General features: G+C 68.2%; 14 protein-coding genes. 10 read left to right on the plus strand and 4 right to left on the minus strand.

The features are described from left to right. Positions 1-39: 39 nt before the first annotated feature. Positions 40-831, plus strand: coding sequence for a M48 family metallopeptidase (locus OVA13_RS13085; RefSeq protein ID WP_267790905.1), 792 nt, complete (start codon positions 40-42; stop codon positions 829-831). Between the two features lie 143 nt (positions 832-974). Continuing rightward, positions 975-1,559, plus strand: coding sequence for a hypothetical protein (locus tag OVA13_RS13090; protein ID WP_267790906.1), 585 nt, complete (start codon positions 975-977; stop codon positions 1,557-1,559). A gap of 3 nt (positions 1,560-1,562) precedes the next feature. On the opposite strand, the gene OVA13_RS13095 is transcribed toward OVA13_RS13090, so the two are convergent. Further along, positions 1,563-2,411 (minus strand): alpha/beta fold hydrolase, encoded by an 849-nt coding sequence (locus OVA13_RS13095; RefSeq protein ID WP_267790907.1) that lies wholly within the window; start codon positions 2,409-2,411, stop codon positions 1,563-1,565. Then, positions 2,408-3,370: a ferrochelatase gene (gene hemH / locus OVA13_RS13100; protein ID WP_267790908.1), complete on the minus strand. Its 963-nt coding sequence runs from the start codon at positions 3,368-3,370 to the stop codon at positions 2,408-2,410. Before hemH ends, OVA13_RS13095 begins: the two co-directional genes overlap by 4 nt. A gap of 170 nt (positions 3,371-3,540) precedes the next feature. On the opposite strand from hemH, the gene OVA13_RS13105 reads away from it, so the two are divergent. From OVA13_RS13105 to tatC, 4 genes are all read left to right on the plus strand, one after another. After that, entirely contained in the window at positions 3,541-4,416 is an 876-nt protein-coding gene (locus OVA13_RS13105) for a lipid-binding SYLF domain-containing protein (RefSeq protein WP_267790909.1), read from the plus strand. A gap of 82 nt (positions 4,417-4,498) precedes the next feature. Beyond that, positions 4,499-4,720 (plus strand): Sec-independent protein translocase subunit TatA, encoded by a 222-nt coding sequence (gene tatA, locus OVA13_RS13110; protein WP_062353690.1) that lies wholly within the window; start codon positions 4,499-4,501, stop codon positions 4,718-4,720. A gap of 24 nt (positions 4,721-4,744) precedes the next feature. Next, positions 4,745-5,293 carry a Sec-independent protein translocase protein TatB gene (gene tatB, locus OVA13_RS13115; protein WP_267790910.1) on the plus strand — a complete coding sequence of 183 codons (549 nt, stop codon included), beginning with the start codon at positions 4,745-4,747 and terminating at the stop codon, positions 5,291-5,293. After that, on the plus strand, positions 5,274-6,032 hold the full coding sequence (gene tatC / locus OVA13_RS13120; RefSeq protein WP_267790911.1) for a twin-arginine translocase subunit TatC: 759 nt from the start codon (positions 5,274-5,276) through the stop codon (positions 6,030-6,032). The genes tatB and tatC overlap by 20 nt, the downstream gene beginning before the upstream one ends. Positions 6,033-6,120: 88 nt before the next feature. Here tatC and OVA13_RS13125 read toward each other — a convergent pair whose 3' ends face one another. Next, positions 6,121-7,008 carry a BPSS1780 family membrane protein gene (locus OVA13_RS13125; RefSeq protein WP_267790912.1) on the minus strand — a complete coding sequence of 296 codons (888 nt, stop codon included), beginning with the start codon at positions 7,006-7,008 and terminating at the stop codon, positions 6,121-6,123. A 31-nt stretch (positions 7,009-7,039) separates the two neighbouring features. Next, positions 7,040-7,765, minus strand: coding sequence for a glutamine amidotransferase (locus tag OVA13_RS13130; protein WP_267790913.1), 726 nt, complete (start codon positions 7,763-7,765; stop codon positions 7,040-7,042). Positions 7,766-7,848: 83 nt separating this feature from the next. Between OVA13_RS13130 and glyQ the strand changes: the two genes are divergently transcribed. From glyQ to OVA13_RS13150, 4 genes are all read left to right on the plus strand, one after another. Beyond that, positions 7,849-8,778 (plus strand): glycine--tRNA ligase subunit alpha, encoded by a 930-nt coding sequence (glyQ, locus tag OVA13_RS13135; protein ID WP_267790914.1) that lies wholly within the window; start codon positions 7,849-7,851, stop codon positions 8,776-8,778. A 145-nt stretch (positions 8,779-8,923) separates the two neighbouring features. Further along, positions 8,924-11,020 carry a glycine--tRNA ligase subunit beta gene (gene glyS, locus OVA13_RS13140; protein WP_267790915.1) on the plus strand — a complete coding sequence of 699 codons (2,097 nt, stop codon included), beginning with the start codon at positions 8,924-8,926 and terminating at the stop codon, positions 11,018-11,020. Between the two features lie 250 nt (positions 11,021-11,270). Continuing rightward, a complete protein-coding gene (locus OVA13_RS13145) occupies positions 11,271-13,055 on the plus strand; it encodes an autotransporter assembly complex protein TamA (protein WP_267790916.1) in 1,785 nt (594 codons plus the stop codon). Further along, positions 13,052-16,879 (plus strand): translocation/assembly module TamB domain-containing protein, encoded by a 3,828-nt coding sequence (locus tag OVA13_RS13150; RefSeq protein WP_267790917.1) that lies wholly within the window; start codon positions 13,052-13,054, stop codon positions 16,877-16,879. The genes OVA13_RS13145 and OVA13_RS13150 overlap by 4 nt, the downstream gene beginning before the upstream one ends. Positions 16,880-16,881: the final 2 nt, after the last annotated feature.

The following is a 16,881-nucleotide window of genomic DNA, read 5'->3' on the forward strand; positions in this document are numbered from 1 at the left end:
GGTCTGCGGAATCCGCGTTTTGCCCTTACCATCGATGCCATGACCGGCCTGTTCCGTCGCCTGATCGCCCCCGCCCCGCGTGGCATCGAGCGCGACACGGTGACGCTGCCACTCGCCAATGGCGACACCATCGACGTTCAGCGCGTGCGCGACCCGCGCGCCAAGCGCTTGAAGCTGAGCGTCGATGAACGTGGCGCACGGCTGACGCTGCCGCTGCGCGCCAGCCTGGTGTCGGGCGAGCGTTTCCTGCACCAGCATCGGGACTGGCTGGCCGCGCAGCTCGCGAAGCAGCAGCCCGAAGACGACAGCCCGCAGGCATGGGTGCCGGGTGATACCGCGCACTTGCCCCTGCGCGGCGAATCCGTGCCACTGCACTGGCACGAGGGGCGTTTCACCCGCGTTGAACGGCTCGACGACGGGATCCATTTCCATCGGCCCGCGCGGGCGACACCCGCCACCCTGCGACGTGCCCTGCGTGCGTTCTACGAGGCCGAGGCACGGGCGGACATCGGCCACTGGCTGCCCGGCTATCTGGCGACGCTGCCGCGTGCGCCGCGCCAGATCCGGTTGAAGGTGATGTCCTCCCAATGGGGGTCGCTGAGTCCGGATGGCACGTTGTCCCTGGATCTTGCACTCGTGCTCGGACGCCCCTCCGCCTTCGAATACGTGCTGGTCCACGAACTGTGCCACCTGCTGCAGGCCAACCATTCCCCTGCCTTCTGGCGCGAAGTGGAGCAGCGCTTCCCGGCCTGGCGCGATGAGCGCGGCTATTTCCATGCCGAAGGCCGGCGCCTGAAAGCCCGTCTGCACCGGCTGCTCGCCGACGCCTGACTTCCGCAGGCCGCACACCGCCGACGGCGCGGGCATGTCCCGTTTGTGATCGTCATCACGAAACTGATTGTGAACTTCGCCCTCTTGCCCGTCGCTGGTCGTCCAGACGGTGGACGGGGCGGATCACTTTCCAGAGAGCATCGATGACACGTCCTGCGCTGCGCCCTGCCGTCTCCGATCCCACTCCTGCACCCTCGCCGTCCACCGTCCCGCTGACGCGCTTCATGCTGTATGCGCCGGACACGGCGGAGAACGCCGCCACCATCGCGGCGCGTCGTGCATTGATGAGTCGCAAAGGCGTCGCGGTGGACGAAATGAACCAGCGCGCCAGGCTCCGGCGCGAACAGGCATCCCGTCTCCGCCGGGTACGCTGGCCCCAGCTGGTCCTGGCATCCGCGCTGGTCGCGGGGATCGGGACGGCCTGGTGGGGCAGCCAACAACAGTCGCAGGCGGTGTTGCTGGGCGGCTATGCCATGGCCGGCGTCGCCGTGGTGGCGCTGATCGCACGGATAGCCAGGCAGCCCGCGCTTTCCCGCCGCCCGCTGGAACACGACTACCTGCCCGACGAGCACCTCGCCACGGCCGATGACATCGCCCTGCTGCGCCGCCTGGCGCAGGCCGACAAGGAAATCGAGATCGCGATCGCCGCGTGGTGGCGTGATGCCAACCCGATCCGCAAGGGCGATGTGCGGCTGGCGCTGGACGTGCAGCGCGCGAAGCTGGGTTGAAGCTCAGTCCCGCAGGAAATCCGCGACCACGGCGGCGACGGTGGCGGGATCCTCCATGTGCAGGTGGTGGGTGCCGGCGATGACATGCAGGCGGCCATTGGGCAGCAGCTGCGCACGCTGCGTGCGCAGGGGCTCGGGGAAGTAGGCCTGTGGCGGATCGGCATAGACCACGGTGGTGGGGCATGCGATCGCCGCCACCAGCTGGCTGAGCTGCGCTTCGCCCAGACGCTGTGGCGTGGGCAGGGTCAGGCGGGGATCGCTGCTCCAGACATAACCACCGGGGACCTGTCGCACGCCGCGCTCGACCAGCAGCCGCGCCGCCGCTTCGCTCAACTGGTTCGCCTGCATGCGTGCCCGCACGGGTGCAGCAAGGTCGGGGAACACGCGCAACTGCTTGCCGCGCAGCGCGCGCGCCGCGGCGATGGCTTCACGCCAGCGATCGGCCGTGCGTTCGACGGTTTCGGCCAGGCCGCCCAATGCTTCGATGGCGACCAGCTTGCGCACCCGCTGCGGCACGGACGCCGCCACCAGGCTGGCGATGCCGGCGCCCATCGAATGGCCCAGCAGACAGAACGTGTCCCAACCCAGCGCATCGGCGACGTCCAGCACGGCATTGACCGCCACCCCGCTGGTGTACTCGGCGCCGGGTGCCAGATGTGCGCTATGGCCATGCCCCGGCAGGTCGGGAGCGACCACCTGCACGCCGGGAAGGTGGTCCGCCAGCGGAACGAAACTGGCGGCATTGTCCAGCCAGCCATGCAGCGCGATCATGCGCACGCCGTCCCCGTCGCCGCCCCGCAGGCCGGCGATGCGGCCGATGGGGGTTTCCACGTCGAACTCGTGCAGGGTCACGCCTGCTCCCCGGCGTGGTGGCGAGCCAGTGCCGCCAGCGCGTCGGCATGCATTGCCCCATCGTTGAGACAGGGGATGTAGCGCAGTTCGCCGCCGGCGTGGGCGAATTCCTCGGCAAACCCGATGCCCACTTCCTCAAGCGTTTCCAGGCAGTCCACGGCAAAGCCCGGGCACACCACGTCGACCTTGCGCACGCCGCGCGCGGCAAGTTCCCGCAGCGTCACGTCGGTGGCGGGTTCCAGCCAGCGCTCCTTGCCGAAGCGGGACTGGTAGGTGAGCGTCCATTCGTCATCGCGCAGTCCCAGCAGGCCCACGATGGCGCGGGTGCTTGCCTCGCACCGCTGGGGATACGGATCGCCGTTGCGCGCCAGCCGTTGCGGCAGTCCGTGATAGGAGAACAGAAGGTGCTCGCCCGCGCCATGCGCTGCGCGCCAGTCGCGGATCGACCCCACCACCGCCGCCAGCCAGCCGGCATCGGTGGAATAGTCCTCGATGAAGCGCACGTCCAGACCCGCCGCCTCGCGCGTGACCACGTCGCGCACGGATTCGGTAGTGGTGGTGGAGTACTGCGGGTATAGCGGCAGTACGACCACGCGCCGCACGCCGTCGGCGCGCAGGGCCTTGAGGCGTTCGCCGACGGAAGGCTGGCCATAACGCATCGCGTCGACCACCCGCCACGCCGGCAGGCGCGCCTGCAGCGCCCCCGCCAGCCGCCGCGTGTAGACCGCCAGCGGTGAGCCCTCCGGCAGCCAGATGCTGGCGTACTTGGCCGCGGCCTTGGGCCCACGCAGGGGCAGGATGAGGAAATGCAGCAACGGGCACCACAGCCAGCGGGTCAGCTGGACCACGCGGTGGTCGTGGAGGAATTCGGCCAGGTAACGCCGCACGGCGGGCGCCGTGGGCGCTTCCGGGGTACCCAGGTTCACCGCCAGCAGCGCAACAGGAGAGGTCTCGGTCATCCCGCTATTGTGGCAGAGCGCCGGCGTTGGACTTGCACGGCGTCTGCCTTGCCGGCATACCGCTCGTGGCCGTGCATTGTGGCCGTCCGGCGTCAGCCTCGATTCATGCGTTCACGCCTATTTTCAAGCGGTTGCAGTAACTTGCTGCCAATCCGCATTCGGAGCCCGCCATGAACCGCACCTCGCGTCGCCTGCTGCCGCCCACCGCCCTCGCCTTGGCGGCCGCCCTGTTCACCGGCCACGCCATTGCCGGGCCGAAGGAAGACGAACGCGCCACCAACGCCGTGCGCGTGTTGAGCGAGATCCAGAAGATTCCCGAGAACGGCATCCCCGACAAGCTGCTGGACGAAGGCAAGGCGATCGTCGTCATCCCCGATACGCTGAAGGCAGGGCTGGTCATCGGCGGCCGCCGCGGCCACGGGCTGATGTCGGTGAAGAACCCCGACGGCAGCTGGTCGCAGCCGGTGTTCGTCAAGCTGACCGGCGGCAGCATCGGTTTCCAGGCGGGCGTGCAGTCGTCCGACGTGGTGCTGGTGTTCCGCAACGACCGCAACCTGGAAAACATCGTCAACGGCAAGTTCACCCTGGGTGCGGACGCGGGCGTCGCGGCCGGTCCGGTGGGCCGCAACGCCGCCGCCGCCACCGACGGCCAGCTGAAAGCGGAAATCTGGTCGTGGTCGCGCGCGCGCGGCCTGTTCGCCGGTGTCGCGCTCGACGGTGCCGTGTTGCAGATCGATGACGACGCCAATGTCGCCGTCTACGGCAGCGCCGCCACCCCGCGCGCCATTTTCGAGGGCCGCGCTGGCCATCCCTCCGACGCGGTGGTGGTGTTCCGCGACCAGTTGGAAGAAGCCACCGAGATCGCCCGCAGCACGCGTGGCACGCGTGGCACGCAGGGCACGGCGGCACGCAGTGCTCCCGTTGCGGCGCCGTCCGACGGATCGGTGATCGCGCCGGTCGTGGTGGAAGCCCCGGCGCAGACGCAGGGTTTCGAGCCGGTGCAGGAAGGCGAGGTCCGCACCGAACCGCTCAACGGCACCCCGTAACGGAAGTAATGGGCCCGGGATCGCCATTCCCGGGGCCTGCCTGCGTTATCCTGAGCCCCCCGAATTCACCTGCGAGTACACCATGGGCGGTTTGAGCATCTGGCATTGGATCATCGTACTGGTGGTGGTACTGCTGGTCTTTGGTACCAAGCGCCTGCGCAACGCCGGCCAGGACCTGGGCGAGGCGGTCAAGGGCTTCAAGAAAGGCATGAAGGACGACGACAAGCCGGCCGGCCAGTTGAACGACCAGTCCCGCACCGACGAATCCAGCGCCGCCAAAGAGCGCGACCGCGACGCCAACTGATTTCGCGGCAGCACGGCCGCCGCCATGTTCGACATCGGTTTCAGTGAACTGCTGGTCATCGCCATCGTGGCGCTGATCGTGCTGGGTCCCGAACGCCTGCCCAAGGCCACGCGCTTCGCCGGCCTGTGGGTACGCCGCGCGCGCGCGCAGTGGTACTCGGTGAAGGACGAACTGGAACGCGAGCTGGCCGCCGACGAGCTCAAGCGCAGCCTGAAGGATGCGCAGGACGCGCTGCGCGACACCGAACAACGCATCCGCGAAAGCGCCAGCGAGACCGAGCGCCAGTTCGACGAAATGCGCCAGGCCGTGCGCGACGATGCCAAGGCCCTGCGCGACGACGTGGCGTCGGCCGTGTCGCCCGAAGTGCCCGAAGTGCCCGAAGTGCCCGATGCGCCCGCGACCGAGCCTGCGCCCTCGCTGACGCAGCAGGATGCCGGCGATTCCCCGGCCGCCCACGCCGAAGCCGAGCCCGGATCCGAGCCTGACCCGCGTGCCGCCGCCCATCCGGCGATCGGCACGACGCCCGACCTGTTCAGTCCCAAGGAGGCCCGCGATGAATCGCGCAGCGCCTGAACAGGAAGCCGAAAGCAGCCTGATGGATCATCTGCTCGAGCTGCGCACGCGCCTTGTGCGTGGGCTGATGGGCGTGGGCGTGGTGCTGCTGGTCCTGCTGCCCTTCGTCAAGCAGCTCTACGACCGCCTGGCGATGCCGATGATTTCGCAGCTGCCGGCCGGGCAGGCCGCGCAGATGATCGCCAATGACCCGACGTCCGGTTTCTTCGCGCCGATCAAGCTGGCGTTCTTCACCGCGTTGTTCCTGTCCTCGCCCTGGCTGCTGTACCAGGCCTGGAGCTTTGTCGCGCCCGGCCTGTACAGGCACGAAAAGCGGCTGGCCGTGCCGCTGCTGGTGTCGTCCATCCTGCTGTTCTACGCCGGCTGCGCGTTTGCATACTTCCTGGTGCTGCCGGGCGTGTTCCATGCCTTGACCACGTTCACGCCCGACATCGTGACCATCGCCCCGGACCCGGCGAAGTACCTGGACTTCGTGATGGTCATCTTCCTGGCATTCGGTGTCAGCTTCGAACTGCCGGTGGCGCTGGTGATCATGGTGCTGCTGGGCTGGGTGACGCCGCAGCAGCTGCGCGAGGCGCGGGGTTACGCCGTGGTCGGCGTCTTCGTCGTCGCCGCGCTGATCACTCCGCCGGACGTGGTGTCGCAGCTGATGCTCGCCATCCCGATGTGCCTGCTGTACGAACTGGGCATCATCGCCGCCGGCTGGATGAAGCCGCGTCCGCGCCCCGAAAGCGGTTGAGCGAGCGCAGGGCCGAACGCTGCGCGCCGGAAGGGCGCACAACTTTTCTTGCAGGAATCGACGAGCGGCGCGATCCGGCCGCCGTCGCCTACACCTCGATCCGCGACGGCGACGACGCCGGCAGGCCCGGCGTGATCGCCGTTCCTTCACCGAGCATCTGCTGCCACGCGGTGTACGCGGCGCCGGCCAGCACCGGCATCACCACCGCCATCAGCGTGAACTGCCACAGCGCCATCGCGATGAGCGGGCCCAGCAGCAATTGCAGCAGCAGCGCCACCATGAACGAACCCATGCCGATGGCGAAGATCGCGATGCCGGCCAGCAGGTAGAACACCAGCATCGCCGGCCAGTTCTGGGCGCACGCCCGCAGGCTGTTGCGCATGGCATCCATCACCCGGGTGCCGGAGAACAGGATCTGCGGCGACGCGACGAACGTCATCCACTTGACCGCGACAAAGACGATCGTCACCAGCAGCAGCCACAGCAGCAGGCGTCCGGCCGGCAGGCCTTCCACCAGTGAAGGATCCGGTTGGCCGCCGGCTTCGGCGATGGCCTGCATCTTCTGGTAGACATCGGCCAAGTGCTGCAACTGTTCGGTGCCCACCAGCACGAACAGCAGCGCCCCCATCACCAGGGCGGCGGCGAACTGCGGCAGCAGGGTGATCACCAGCGCCAGCGCATGCCCGTCGCGCACCGGCTGCACCAGGTTCGACGGCACGGGCGTGCGACCTTGATCCACCTCGCGCACCGCCCACAGCATGCCGGCGAAGAACAGCGGCCCGGCAAGCACGAGCAGCAGCTGCATCGCGAGCATGGCGGCCGGCAGCATCACCGCCACCAGCATCACCGCCATCGAGACCAACCCCCACAGCACGGCAAGCGTGGCCAACGGCAACGGTGCGCGCTTCAACAGCGCGAATCCGCCCAGCAGCCATTCCGCGCCGGCACTGGCCGGCACCTTGTTGATCGTCGACATCGGGGTTCCTGGAGGTGGGTACTGCAAGGGATCAGCGCGCGTGCAACCCGCGCGCGTGGCGGACGAACCGCCGCAACAGTTTGCGGGCTTGCGGCGCCGCCGTCACGTTGCGCGCGATGGTGCTGGGGCATCGCCCCTCGGTGCGCAGGTGGTCGGCGCGGGCGTGCACGTAGCCGCGCATGTGGTGGGTGGCGAATTCGGGGTGGAACTGCACGCCCCAGGCCCGGTCGCGCCAGCGGAAGGCATGGCAGTCGTCCTGCTCGGATCGCGCCAGGACCGTGGCGCCTTCCGGCGGGCGGGCCACGGTCTGCACATGCGTCGCATGGGCGGTGAACTTCAGCGGCAGCGCCGAGAACAGCGGGTCTTCCTGCGCATGCGGGTGCAGATCGATGTGGACGGTGCCGGATTCGCGCCCGGCCGGGTTGTACGCCACCTCGCCGCCCAGCGCATGGGCGAGCAGCTGGTGCCCGTAGCAGATGCCCAGCAGCGGCAGGCCTTCGTGCGCCGCGTCGCGGAGCCATTCGGCGCTGCGTTCGCTCCAGTCGGCGCGGTCGGTGACCATGGCGGCGGAACCGCTGACGATGACCCCGGCAAAGCCGTCGCGGCGGGGCAGTGCGTCGCCGCGTTCGACGTTGGTCACCACGGTTTCGCGGGCTTCCAGCCCGGCCGCCACGCGGATCCAGTGCGGGAAACCGCCGTAACGCCGCATCGACGCCACCGGCTGGCCGGTTTCAACGATGAGGAACGGGGCTTTCACGGTGGCATCCACAGCGGCAAACGTCAGCAGGAAAAGGGCTTGCCCGTATACTAGCCCGCTTTTCCGCAGTGCACGATAAACCGATGACCGGACAGACAATTTCACCGGTAACTTTCCAGGGCCTGACGTTCCAGAGCCTGATCCAGACGCTGAACCAGTACTGGGCCGACCAGGGCTGCGTGCTGATCCAGCCGCTGGACCTGGAAGTGGGTGCGGGCACCTTCCACCCCGCCACTTTCCTGCGTGCGCTGGGGCCGGAGCCGTGGAATGCAGCCTACGTGCAGCCCAGCCGCCGTCCCACCGACGGCCGCTACGGCGAAAACCCCAACCGCCTGCAGCGCTACTACCAGTACCAGGTGGTGATGAAGCCCAACCCCGACAACATCCAGGAGTTGTACCTGGGGTCGCTGAAGGCCCTGGGCATCGATCCGCGCGTGCACGACCTGCGCTTCGTCGAGGACAACTGGGAGTCGCCCACGCTCGGCGCCTGGGGCCTGGGCTGGGAAGTCTGGTTGAACGGCATGGAAGTCACCCAGTTCACCTACTTCCAGCAGGCCGGCGGGCTGGAATGCCGTCCGGTGCTCGGCGAGATCACCTACGGGCTGGAACGCCTGTGCATGTACCTGCAGAACTGCGACAACGTCTATGACCTGGTCTGGACAGTCGGCCCGCAGGGCGTGGTGACCTACGGCGATGTCTACCACCAGAACGAAGTCGAGCAGAGCACCTACAACTTCGAGCACGCCAACGTGGAGGAACTCTTCCACCGCTTCGACGCCTGCGAAGCCGAAGCGCTGGCGCTGGTCGAAGCCGGCCTGCCCCTGCCCGCCTACGAGCAGGTCACCAAGGCCAGCCACAGCTTCAACCTGCTGGACGCACGCCGTGCCATCTCCGTCACCGAACGCCAGCGCTACATCCTGCGCGTGCGCAAGCTGGCGCAGGCGGTGGCCGAGGCGTACCACGCACAGCGCGAGAAACTGGGTTTTCCGGGTTTGAAGAAAGACACGGCTTAGAGCCCCTCTCCCGCCGGGAGAGGGGTTGGGGAGCGGGTACGGCGGAATCCGGATCGTTCATCCCCCTCGACTCCGCCGCACCCTCATCCGCCCTTCGGGCACCTTCTCCCGAGGGGAGAAGGGAACAACTCAAGGCTGCATGCACATGAGCGAACAAAAATCCCTGCTGATCGAACTCGGCACCGAAGAACTGCCGGTCAAGGCATTGCCCGGCCTGGCGCAGGCCTTCTTCGAAGGGGTGGTCGCGGCGCTGGAGAAGCGCGGCGTCGGCTTCGAGCGCGGCGATGCCAAGCCGCTGTATACGCCGCGCCGCCTGGCGGTGCTGCTGCCGGCCGTGGAGGTGGAGCAGCCGGAGCAGAAGTCCGAAGTACTGGGCCCGTACGTCAACATCGCGCTGGACGCGAACGGTGCGCCGACCAAGGCGCTGGAAGGCTTCGCCGCCAAGGCCGGCATCGACTGGACGGAGCTCGAGCGCACCACCGACGGCAAGGGCGAGCGCTTCGTCCACCGTGCGGTGAAGCCGGGCGCGAAGACCGCCGCGCTGCTGCCCGACATCGTGCGCGAGGCCATCGCCGGCATGCCGATTCCCAAGCCGATGCGCTGGGGCGATCACGACTATGCGTTCGCACGCCCGGTGCACTGGCTGGTGCTGCTGCTCGGCCAGGACGTGGTGGACGCCGACGTGCTGGGCGTGACGTCGGACCGCATGAGCCGTGGCCATCGCTTCGAACACGACAAGGCCGTGTGGATCGGCCAGCCGGACGACTACGTGGACGCCCTGCGGGGCGCGCGCGTGCTCGTCGACAGCGACGAACGCCGTGCGCGCATCCTGTCGGAAGTGCAGAAGGCGGCAGCCCGGGCCGGCGGCAGCGCGCGCGTCACCGACGACAACCTGGAACAGGTGGTCTGCCTGACCGAGTGGCCGGCCGCGGTGCTGTGCAGTTTCGAATCCGCGTTCCTCGCGGTGCCGCAGGAAGCGTTGATCGAAACGATGGAGATCAACCAGAAGTTCTTCCCGGTGCTCAGCGATGGCGGCAAGCTGACCGAGCATTTCATCGGCATCGCCAACATCGAATCGCAGAACGTCGAGGAAGTGCGCAAGGGCTACGAGCGCGTGATCCGTCCGCGTTTCAGCGATGCGAAGTTCTTCTTCGACGAGGACCTCAAGCAGGGCCTGGCCTCGATGGGCGATGGCCTGAAGACCGTCACCTACCAGGCCAAGCTGGGCACCGTCGCCGACAAGGTCGCGCGCGTGGCGGCACTGGCGGAAACCATCGCCTCGCAGGTGAGTGCTGATCCGTCGCAGGCGCGCCGCGCCGCGGAACTGGCGAAGAATGACCTGCAGTCGCGCATGGTCAACGAGTTCCCCGAGCTGCAGGGCATCGCCGGCCGCCACTACGCCATCGCGGCGGGTGAGCCGAAGGAGATCGCGCTGGCCATCGACGAGGCCTACCAGCCGCGCTTCGCCGGCGACGACATCGCGCTGTCGCCGCTGGGCAAGGTGCTGGCGATTGCCGAACGCCTGGACACGCTGGCGGGCGGGTTCGCCGCCGGGCTGAAGCCGACCGGCAACAAGGATCCGTTTGCGCTGCGGCGGAATGCGTTGGGGCTGGCGCGCACGGTGATCGAGAGCGGGTTCAATGTTTCGATCAAGGAACTGATCGCGAAGGCGGTGGACGCCATCGGCCCGCTGCCGACCGGCAAGGACGGCGCAACTGCCACGGCGGACGCGGGCGAACTCTACGACTTCATCCTCGACCGCCTGCGCGGCTACTACGCCGACAAGGGCGTGCCCGCCGCGCACTTCAACGCCGTCGCGGAACTGAAGCCGGCATCGCTGTACGACTTCGACACGCGCCTGGATGCCATCGGCACGTTCGCCACGCTGCCGGAAGCCGAGGCGCTGGCCGCGGCCAACAAGCGCATCGGCAACATCCTGAAGAAGGCCGACATCGCCATCCCGCATGCGATCGATCGCACGCTGCTGACCGATCCGGCGGAAAGCGCGCTGGCCGAGGCGGTGGAAGCGGTGCTCGGCGAAACCGACGAGGCGTTGCACCACCACGACTACGTCACCGTGCTGAACCACCTCGCCCGCCTGCGTCCGCAGGTGGATGCGTTCTTCGACGGTGTGATGGTGAATGCCGATGACCCGGCCATCCGTGCCAACCGCCTGGCCCTGCTCAAGCGCCTGTCGGACCGCTTCCGAGCGGTCGCAGCCATCGAGCACCTGTCGAACTGAGTCAGACCCGGGCGCGTTGCTGAACGTCATCCCGGCGCAAGCCGGGACCCGGTGACGTTCGCCAGGCGCACCCGGATGCGGACCGGAAGCATTGCTCGCCGCTTTCGCAGCGATGGTGCGTCGCGCATTGTCGACGTCGTGTTCGTCCCGCGCCTGGCGTGCCGTGACACGCCGACCGGAAGCCTGCGATGCCCATCTCGCACTAGCGCCCCATTCACTCCGCTTAACCCGCACCGGTTATCCTGCCCGCATGCGACGAATCCCCCGGCTCGCCACCGCCCTGCTCCTGCTTGCCGCTGCCGGCCCGGCCTGGGCGGCGGCCACCGTGGACAAGGTGCAGATCGTGGGTCTGAGTGACGTGTTGATGGTGGAAAACGTCAACGTGGCGCTGTCGCTCAACGATTCGCTGGGCAGGCGCCTGGGGGAATCGCGACTGGAGTACCTGCTCAATGAAGCCGTCGCCGAAACGCGCGAGGCACTGGAGCCCTTCGGCTACTACTCGCCCACCGTCACCGTCGAGGCGCCCCGCAGCGAGGATGCCGAGGACGAACGCCTGACCGTCACCTTGCGCATCGAGCTGGGCGAACCCGTGCGCGTGCGGAATGCCGACCTGTCCATCGAAGGCGAAGGCGGTGAAGACCGCTACCTGAAGGAAGACCTGGCCGCCTTCACGCCGAAGGTGGGCGAGGTGTTCGACCACACCACCTACGAAGCCAGCAAACTGAAGATCGTGCGGCGCCTGGCCGATCGTGGCTACTTCGACGCCGACTTCACCCATCGCCGCGTCGAGGTCACGCGCGCCGACCGCGCCGCGGACATCGCGCTGGGATGGGTCAGCGGCATCCGTTACGACATGGGGCCGACCACCTTCCACCAGGACAAGTTCGACCCGGGCCTGCTGGAGAAACTCGTCTACTGGGAAGAAGGCAGCTATTTCCACCAGGGCAAGCTGGACCGCCTGCGCGAGTCACTGGTGGGACTGGACTACTTCAGCAACATCGACATCCAGGCCAATCCGGACAAGGCGGTGGATGGCCGCGTGCCGGTGGACGTGAACCTGGCGCTGGCCAAGCGCGACATCTACACCGCCGGCGTCAGCTACGGCACCGAAAGCGGCCCCGGTATCCGCATGGGACTGGACCGGCGCTACGTCAACTCGCGTGGGCACAAGCTGTCCACCCAGCTGGACTACGCCACCAAGCGCAAGATCCTGTCGGCGCAGTACCGCATCCCGGCGTTCAAGTGGCTGGACGGCTGGTACACCATCGGCGTGCAGGCCAGCGACGAACAGACCGACTACATCGACCTGCGACACGTGGAATTCATCGGCAGTCGCAGCGGCCAGGTCAGCGACGACTGGACCGCCGTGGCCTCGCTGCATGCGTTGCGCGAGCGCTGGCGCTATTTCGAGACCGAGGAAGACGCCGAAGCCGGCATCGGCGCCTACCGCTATGCCACGTTCACCTATCCCTCGTTCAAGGTCGACTATCTGAATGCGCCCGTGGCATCCAACCGGCCGGACCGGCTGGCTGGTTCGCTGCTGCTGCGCGGCGGCGTGCAGGGCGTGGGCTCGGATGCCAACTTCGCGCAGTTCCACCTGCGTGCACGCTGGTCGCAGCAGTACAAGACCAACAGCGCACTGATCGTGCGCGGCGAATACGGCCACACGTTCACCGATGCGCTGGTGGACATGCCGCCTTCGCTGCGCTTCTTCGCCGGTGGCGACAACAGCATCCGCGGCTATGCATGGCGTGAAGTGGGCCCGCGCAACGGCGACTACGCCTTGGGCGCCAAGAACGTGCTGACGGCCAGCGTGGAGTACGAGTACTACCTCGGTGGCGGGCCGTGGGGCGGCGCGGTGTTCGTGGACACCGGCAGCGCGTTCGACGGCACGCGACCGGACCTGAGCACCGGCGTGGGCATCGGCCTGCGCTGGCGCTCCCCGGTGGGCCCCGTGCGGCTGGACATCGGCCATGGCCTGAACGATCCCGACTCGCAGTTCCAGATCTACCTCAACATCGGGACCAGCCTGTGAGCCGGCCACAAGACACGCTGTCGCCGGAAGAGCGCGAAGCCCGCATCGCCGAACTGCGCGCGCGCCGCAAGGCACGCCTGCGCACGCTCGCCATCCGCAGCACGATCGGCGCCGCGGCACTCACGGTACTGCTGTGCTTCGCGCTGTACTGGCTGCTGCAGACCGTCGCCGGCCGCGACGTGCTGCTGGCACAGGTGGTGGCCAGGCTGCCGGCTAACGCATCACTGACGTGGAAGGAAGTGGACGGTCCCGTAGCCGGGCCGCTGACATTGCGCGGCGTGGACTTCCGCTGGGAAAAGATCCACTTCACCGCACGCGAGGTGTACCTGGATCCGGACCTGCGGCCCCTGCTTGGCAAGCGCCTGCGCCTGGATGCACTGAAGATCACCGACGCCATGCTGGACATGCCGGAGAGCGACGAGCCCTTCGAGTTGCCCGAATGGCCGGGCTCGCTGCCGCAGATCGAGATGCCCCTGGCGATCCAGGCCGATCATCTGGAGATCGATGGCTTCACCATCCACCAGAGTGGCGAGCGGCTGATCGACATCACGCGCGCGCGCGGCGGGCTGGACATCGGCAACGGATACTTCCACGCCGAGCGGCTGGCCATCGACAGCGATCGCGGGCGGTTCCACGCGCATGGTGGTTATGCGCCGCGCAACGACTATCTCACCGACCTGGTCATCACCGGCGTCTTCCCCGCATCCCCCGGTCGCACGCCGGCACGCCTGGGACTGGTGGCCCGCGGCAACATCGCGCGCATGGACATCGCGGTGGCCGGTGCGGCGCCCGCGCCCATCCGCGCGACGCTCACGGTGCGGGGCGAAGAGAACCCGACCTGGAACCTGCTCGCCAACACCGAAGCCCTCGACCTCTCGCTGCTCGGCGTGGGCGAAGCCGGCACGCCGCTGTCGTTCGACCTGCGCGCAAAAGGCGCGGGCGGTGCCGCCGACCTGCAGGGCCGCGTGCAGCAGGGTGAGCTGGCGCTGGTGATCGATCCTTCGCGCGCGCGCATCGACGGGCGCGTGCTGACCGTGGAACCGCTGGCCGTGCGTTTCTTCGATGGCTACGCCACGCTGCGTGGCCGCGCGGATTTCACCGTGCCGGAGAATCCCGACTTCCGCTTCGCCGTGAACGCACGCAACCTGCGCTGGGGTGATGAAGCGGAGACGGCGATCGGTGCGCAGGGCGACTTCGGTTTCGCCGGCAAGCTCGAAGCCTGGGCGGCGATCGGCAAGGCCACGCTGACGCGCGATGGCGAAAGCGCGGTGGTGGAGTTCGATGGCCGTGGCAATGCCGAGCGCGTGCTGCTGGAGAAACTGCACGCCCGCATGCCCACCGGCACGCTGGAAGCCACCGGCCAGGTCGGCTGGGAGCCCGCGTTGCAATGGGATGTCACGACCACGCTCGCCGGCTTCGACCCCGGCTATTTCTTCGCCGGCTGGAAGGGCAACCTGTCAGGCCGGCTGGCGTCCAAAGGCATGCAGCGCGAGGACGGGCAATTCCAGGGCACGCTGGACGTACCGAAGCTCGCGGGCCGGCTGCGCGACCGCGCGCTGGATGCACGCGGACGTTTCTCGCTGGACGGAAAGCAGGGCGAAGGCGAGCTTGCGTTGGCCTTGGGCGAAAGCCGCGTGGACGCCCGGGGCAAGGTGGGCGACACGCTGGATATCGATGCCCGCCTGCAACCGTTGCGACTGAACGACCTGCTGCCCGATGCCAGTGGCACGCTGGCCGGCACGCTGAAACTCACCGGTGCGCGCACCGCGCCGAACGTGGATGCCGACCTCGGCGGCAGCAACCTCGCCTGGCAGGACTGGAGCGCGGAAAGCCTGAGCCTGCGCGGCCGCCTGCCCTGGCGCAACGGCAGTGGCGAGATCGCGTTGCGCGGTACCGCGGTCAATGTCGGCGTGGTGCTGGACAGCGTGCGCGTGGATGCACGGGGTGCGGTGGAAAACCTGCAGCTGGACGGCGACGCCCGCAACGCCATGGGTGCCATCGCCCTGTCCGGCAACGCGCAGAAGCGCGGCGCGCAGTGGCAGGGCACGATGGCGACGCTGCGCGTGGCGCCGTCCAAGGGCGAAGCGTGGACGCTGCAGCAACCGGCCCGATTCATGCAGAGCGGCAATGCGCTGACGCTGTCTTCGGCCTGCCTGGCCTCGCCGGTCGGCGGCTCGTTGTGCGCCACCGCCAACTGGCCGCGACAGGGACTGACGGTGCGGGGCGAAGCACTGACGCTGGCGCTGGTCCAGCCCTGGCTGCCGCCCAGCAACGGTCGCCCGCTGACGCTGCGCGGCGAGTTCACCCTGGATGCGACGCTGCGCCCCGCCGGCAACGCGTGGCAGGGTAGCGTGCACGTGGCATCGCTCGACGGTGGGCTGAAGATGGGCACCACCGCGCGCGGCGAGATCATCCGCTACGACAACTTCACCTTCGACGCGGAATTCAATCCGCAGCGCATCCAGGGCCGCCTGGGTACGGGGTTCAAGGGCGACGGTTATGTCGACGCCACCTTCAACACCGGCTGGGACGACTTCGCGCCGCTGAAGGGCGACCTGTACTTCCACAACTCGCGGCTGTTCTGGCTGGAGCTGTTCTCTCCCGACCTCGTGCGTCCGCGTGGCCAGCTGGCCGGCCACATCGGCCTGGCCGGCACGCGTGGGCGGCCACTGTTGAGCGGCGAAGCCACGCTCACCGAATTCACCGGCGAGCTGCCATCGCTGGGCATTTCGCTGGCGGAGGGCAGCGCGGACCTGGTGGCCCTGTCGGACGGCAGCGCGCGGATCGACGGCAGCATGAAGACCGTTTCCTCCACCGGCGGCACCGGCACCGGTGGCGTGCTGAACGTATCGGGCACGCTGGGCTGGAACAACGACACCACGCCGCTGCGGTTCCAGGTGCGCGGCAACAACGTGCTGGTCGCGGACACCACCGACCTGCGCGCCGTGGCGTCGCCGGACATCCAGGTGGGTTTCGCCGACAACACCATCCAGGTGCGCGGCGAAGTCGGCATTCCGTCGGCGACGATCGACGTGGAAAAGCTCGACGACGGCGTCTCCGCTTCCGAGGACGTGGTGGTGCTGGACCCCGCCGATCCCGAGCGCGCGCCCAGCTCGCGGCTGGACCTGGACCTGGCGCTCAAGGTTGGCGACCAGGTCAACCTGAAGGGCTACGGGCTGGAAGGCACGCTGGCCGGCACGCTGCACGTCCGCTCGCAGCCCGGCCGTGAAATGCTGGGAACCGGCCGGCTGGACGTGGACGGCCGCTACGAAGCCTACGGACAGAAGCTGCGCATCACCCGCGGCGAACTGACGTGGAGCAACAACGCGGTCTCCGATCCACGCATCAACATCCGCGCCGAACGCGAAGTCGTCAGCGCCAGCGTCACCGCCGGCATCGACGTCACCGGCCGCGCCAGCCAGCCGCGTGCACGCGTGTGGTCCAACCCGGCGATGTCCGAATCCGAGGCGCTGGCCTACCTGGTGCTTGGCCGTTCGCTGAACACCGCCAGCAGCGACGAGAGCCAGCAGATCAACGCGGCATCGTCCGCGTTGGGCGCCGGCGCCGGCCTGCTCGCCTCGCAGCTCGGTGCCAGGATCGGCCTGGACGATGCCGGTGTGCTGGAATCGCGCACGCTGGGCGGCTCGGTGTTCGGTGTTGGCAAGTACCTGTCGCCCAAGCTGTACGTCAGCTACGGTGTTTCGATGATCGGCTCCGGCTCCGTCGTCACGCTGAAATACCTGCTGCGCAAGGGCTTCGACATCGAAATCGAATCCAGCACGACCGAGACGCGCGGCTCGGTGAACTGGCGCAAGGAGAAATAGCG

Origin of the sequence: Pseudoxanthomonas sp. SL93, assembly GCF_026625825.1 — a bacterium.
Taxonomy (GTDB): Bacteria; Pseudomonadota; Gammaproteobacteria; order Xanthomonadales; family Xanthomonadaceae; genus Pseudoxanthomonas_A.

Bases quoted from the DNA above. Each gene is read 5' to 3' on its own strand.
- tatB (WP_267790910.1), top strand. From the start codon at position 4,745: ATGTTCGACATCGGTTTCAGTGAACTGCTGGTCATCGCCATCGTGGCG.
- glyS (WP_267790915.1), top strand. From the start codon at position 8,924: ATGAGCGAACAAAAATCCCTGCTGATCGAACTCGGCACCGAAGAACTG.
- OVA13_RS13090 (WP_267790906.1), top strand. From the start codon at position 975: ATGACACGTCCTGCGCTGCGCCCTGCCGTCTCCGATCCCACTCCTGCA.
- OVA13_RS13145 (WP_267790916.1), top strand. From the start codon at position 11,271: ATGCGACGAATCCCCCGGCTCGCCACCGCCCTGCTCCTGCTTGCCGCT.
- OVA13_RS13125 (WP_267790912.1), bottom strand. From the start codon at position 7,008: ATGTCGACGATCAACAAGGTGCCGGCCAGTGCCGGCGCGGAATGGCTG.
- OVA13_RS13085 (WP_267790905.1), top strand. From the start codon at position 40: ATGACCGGCCTGTTCCGTCGCCTGATCGCCCCCGCCCCGCGTGGCATC.
- OVA13_RS13105 (WP_267790909.1), top strand. From the start codon at position 3,541: ATGAACCGCACCTCGCGTCGCCTGCTGCCGCCCACCGCCCTCGCCTTG.
- glyQ (WP_267790914.1), top strand. From the start codon at position 7,849: ATGACCGGACAGACAATTTCACCGGTAACTTTCCAGGGCCTGACGTTC.
- tatC (WP_267790911.1), top strand. From the start codon at position 5,274: ATGAATCGCGCAGCGCCTGAACAGGAAGCCGAAAGCAGCCTGATGGAT.
- hemH (WP_267790908.1), bottom strand. From the start codon at position 3,370: ATGACCGAGACCTCTCCTGTTGCGCTGCTGGCGGTGAACCTGGGTACC.
- tatA (WP_062353690.1), top strand. From the start codon at position 4,499: ATGGGCGGTTTGAGCATCTGGCATTGGATCATCGTACTGGTGGTGGTA.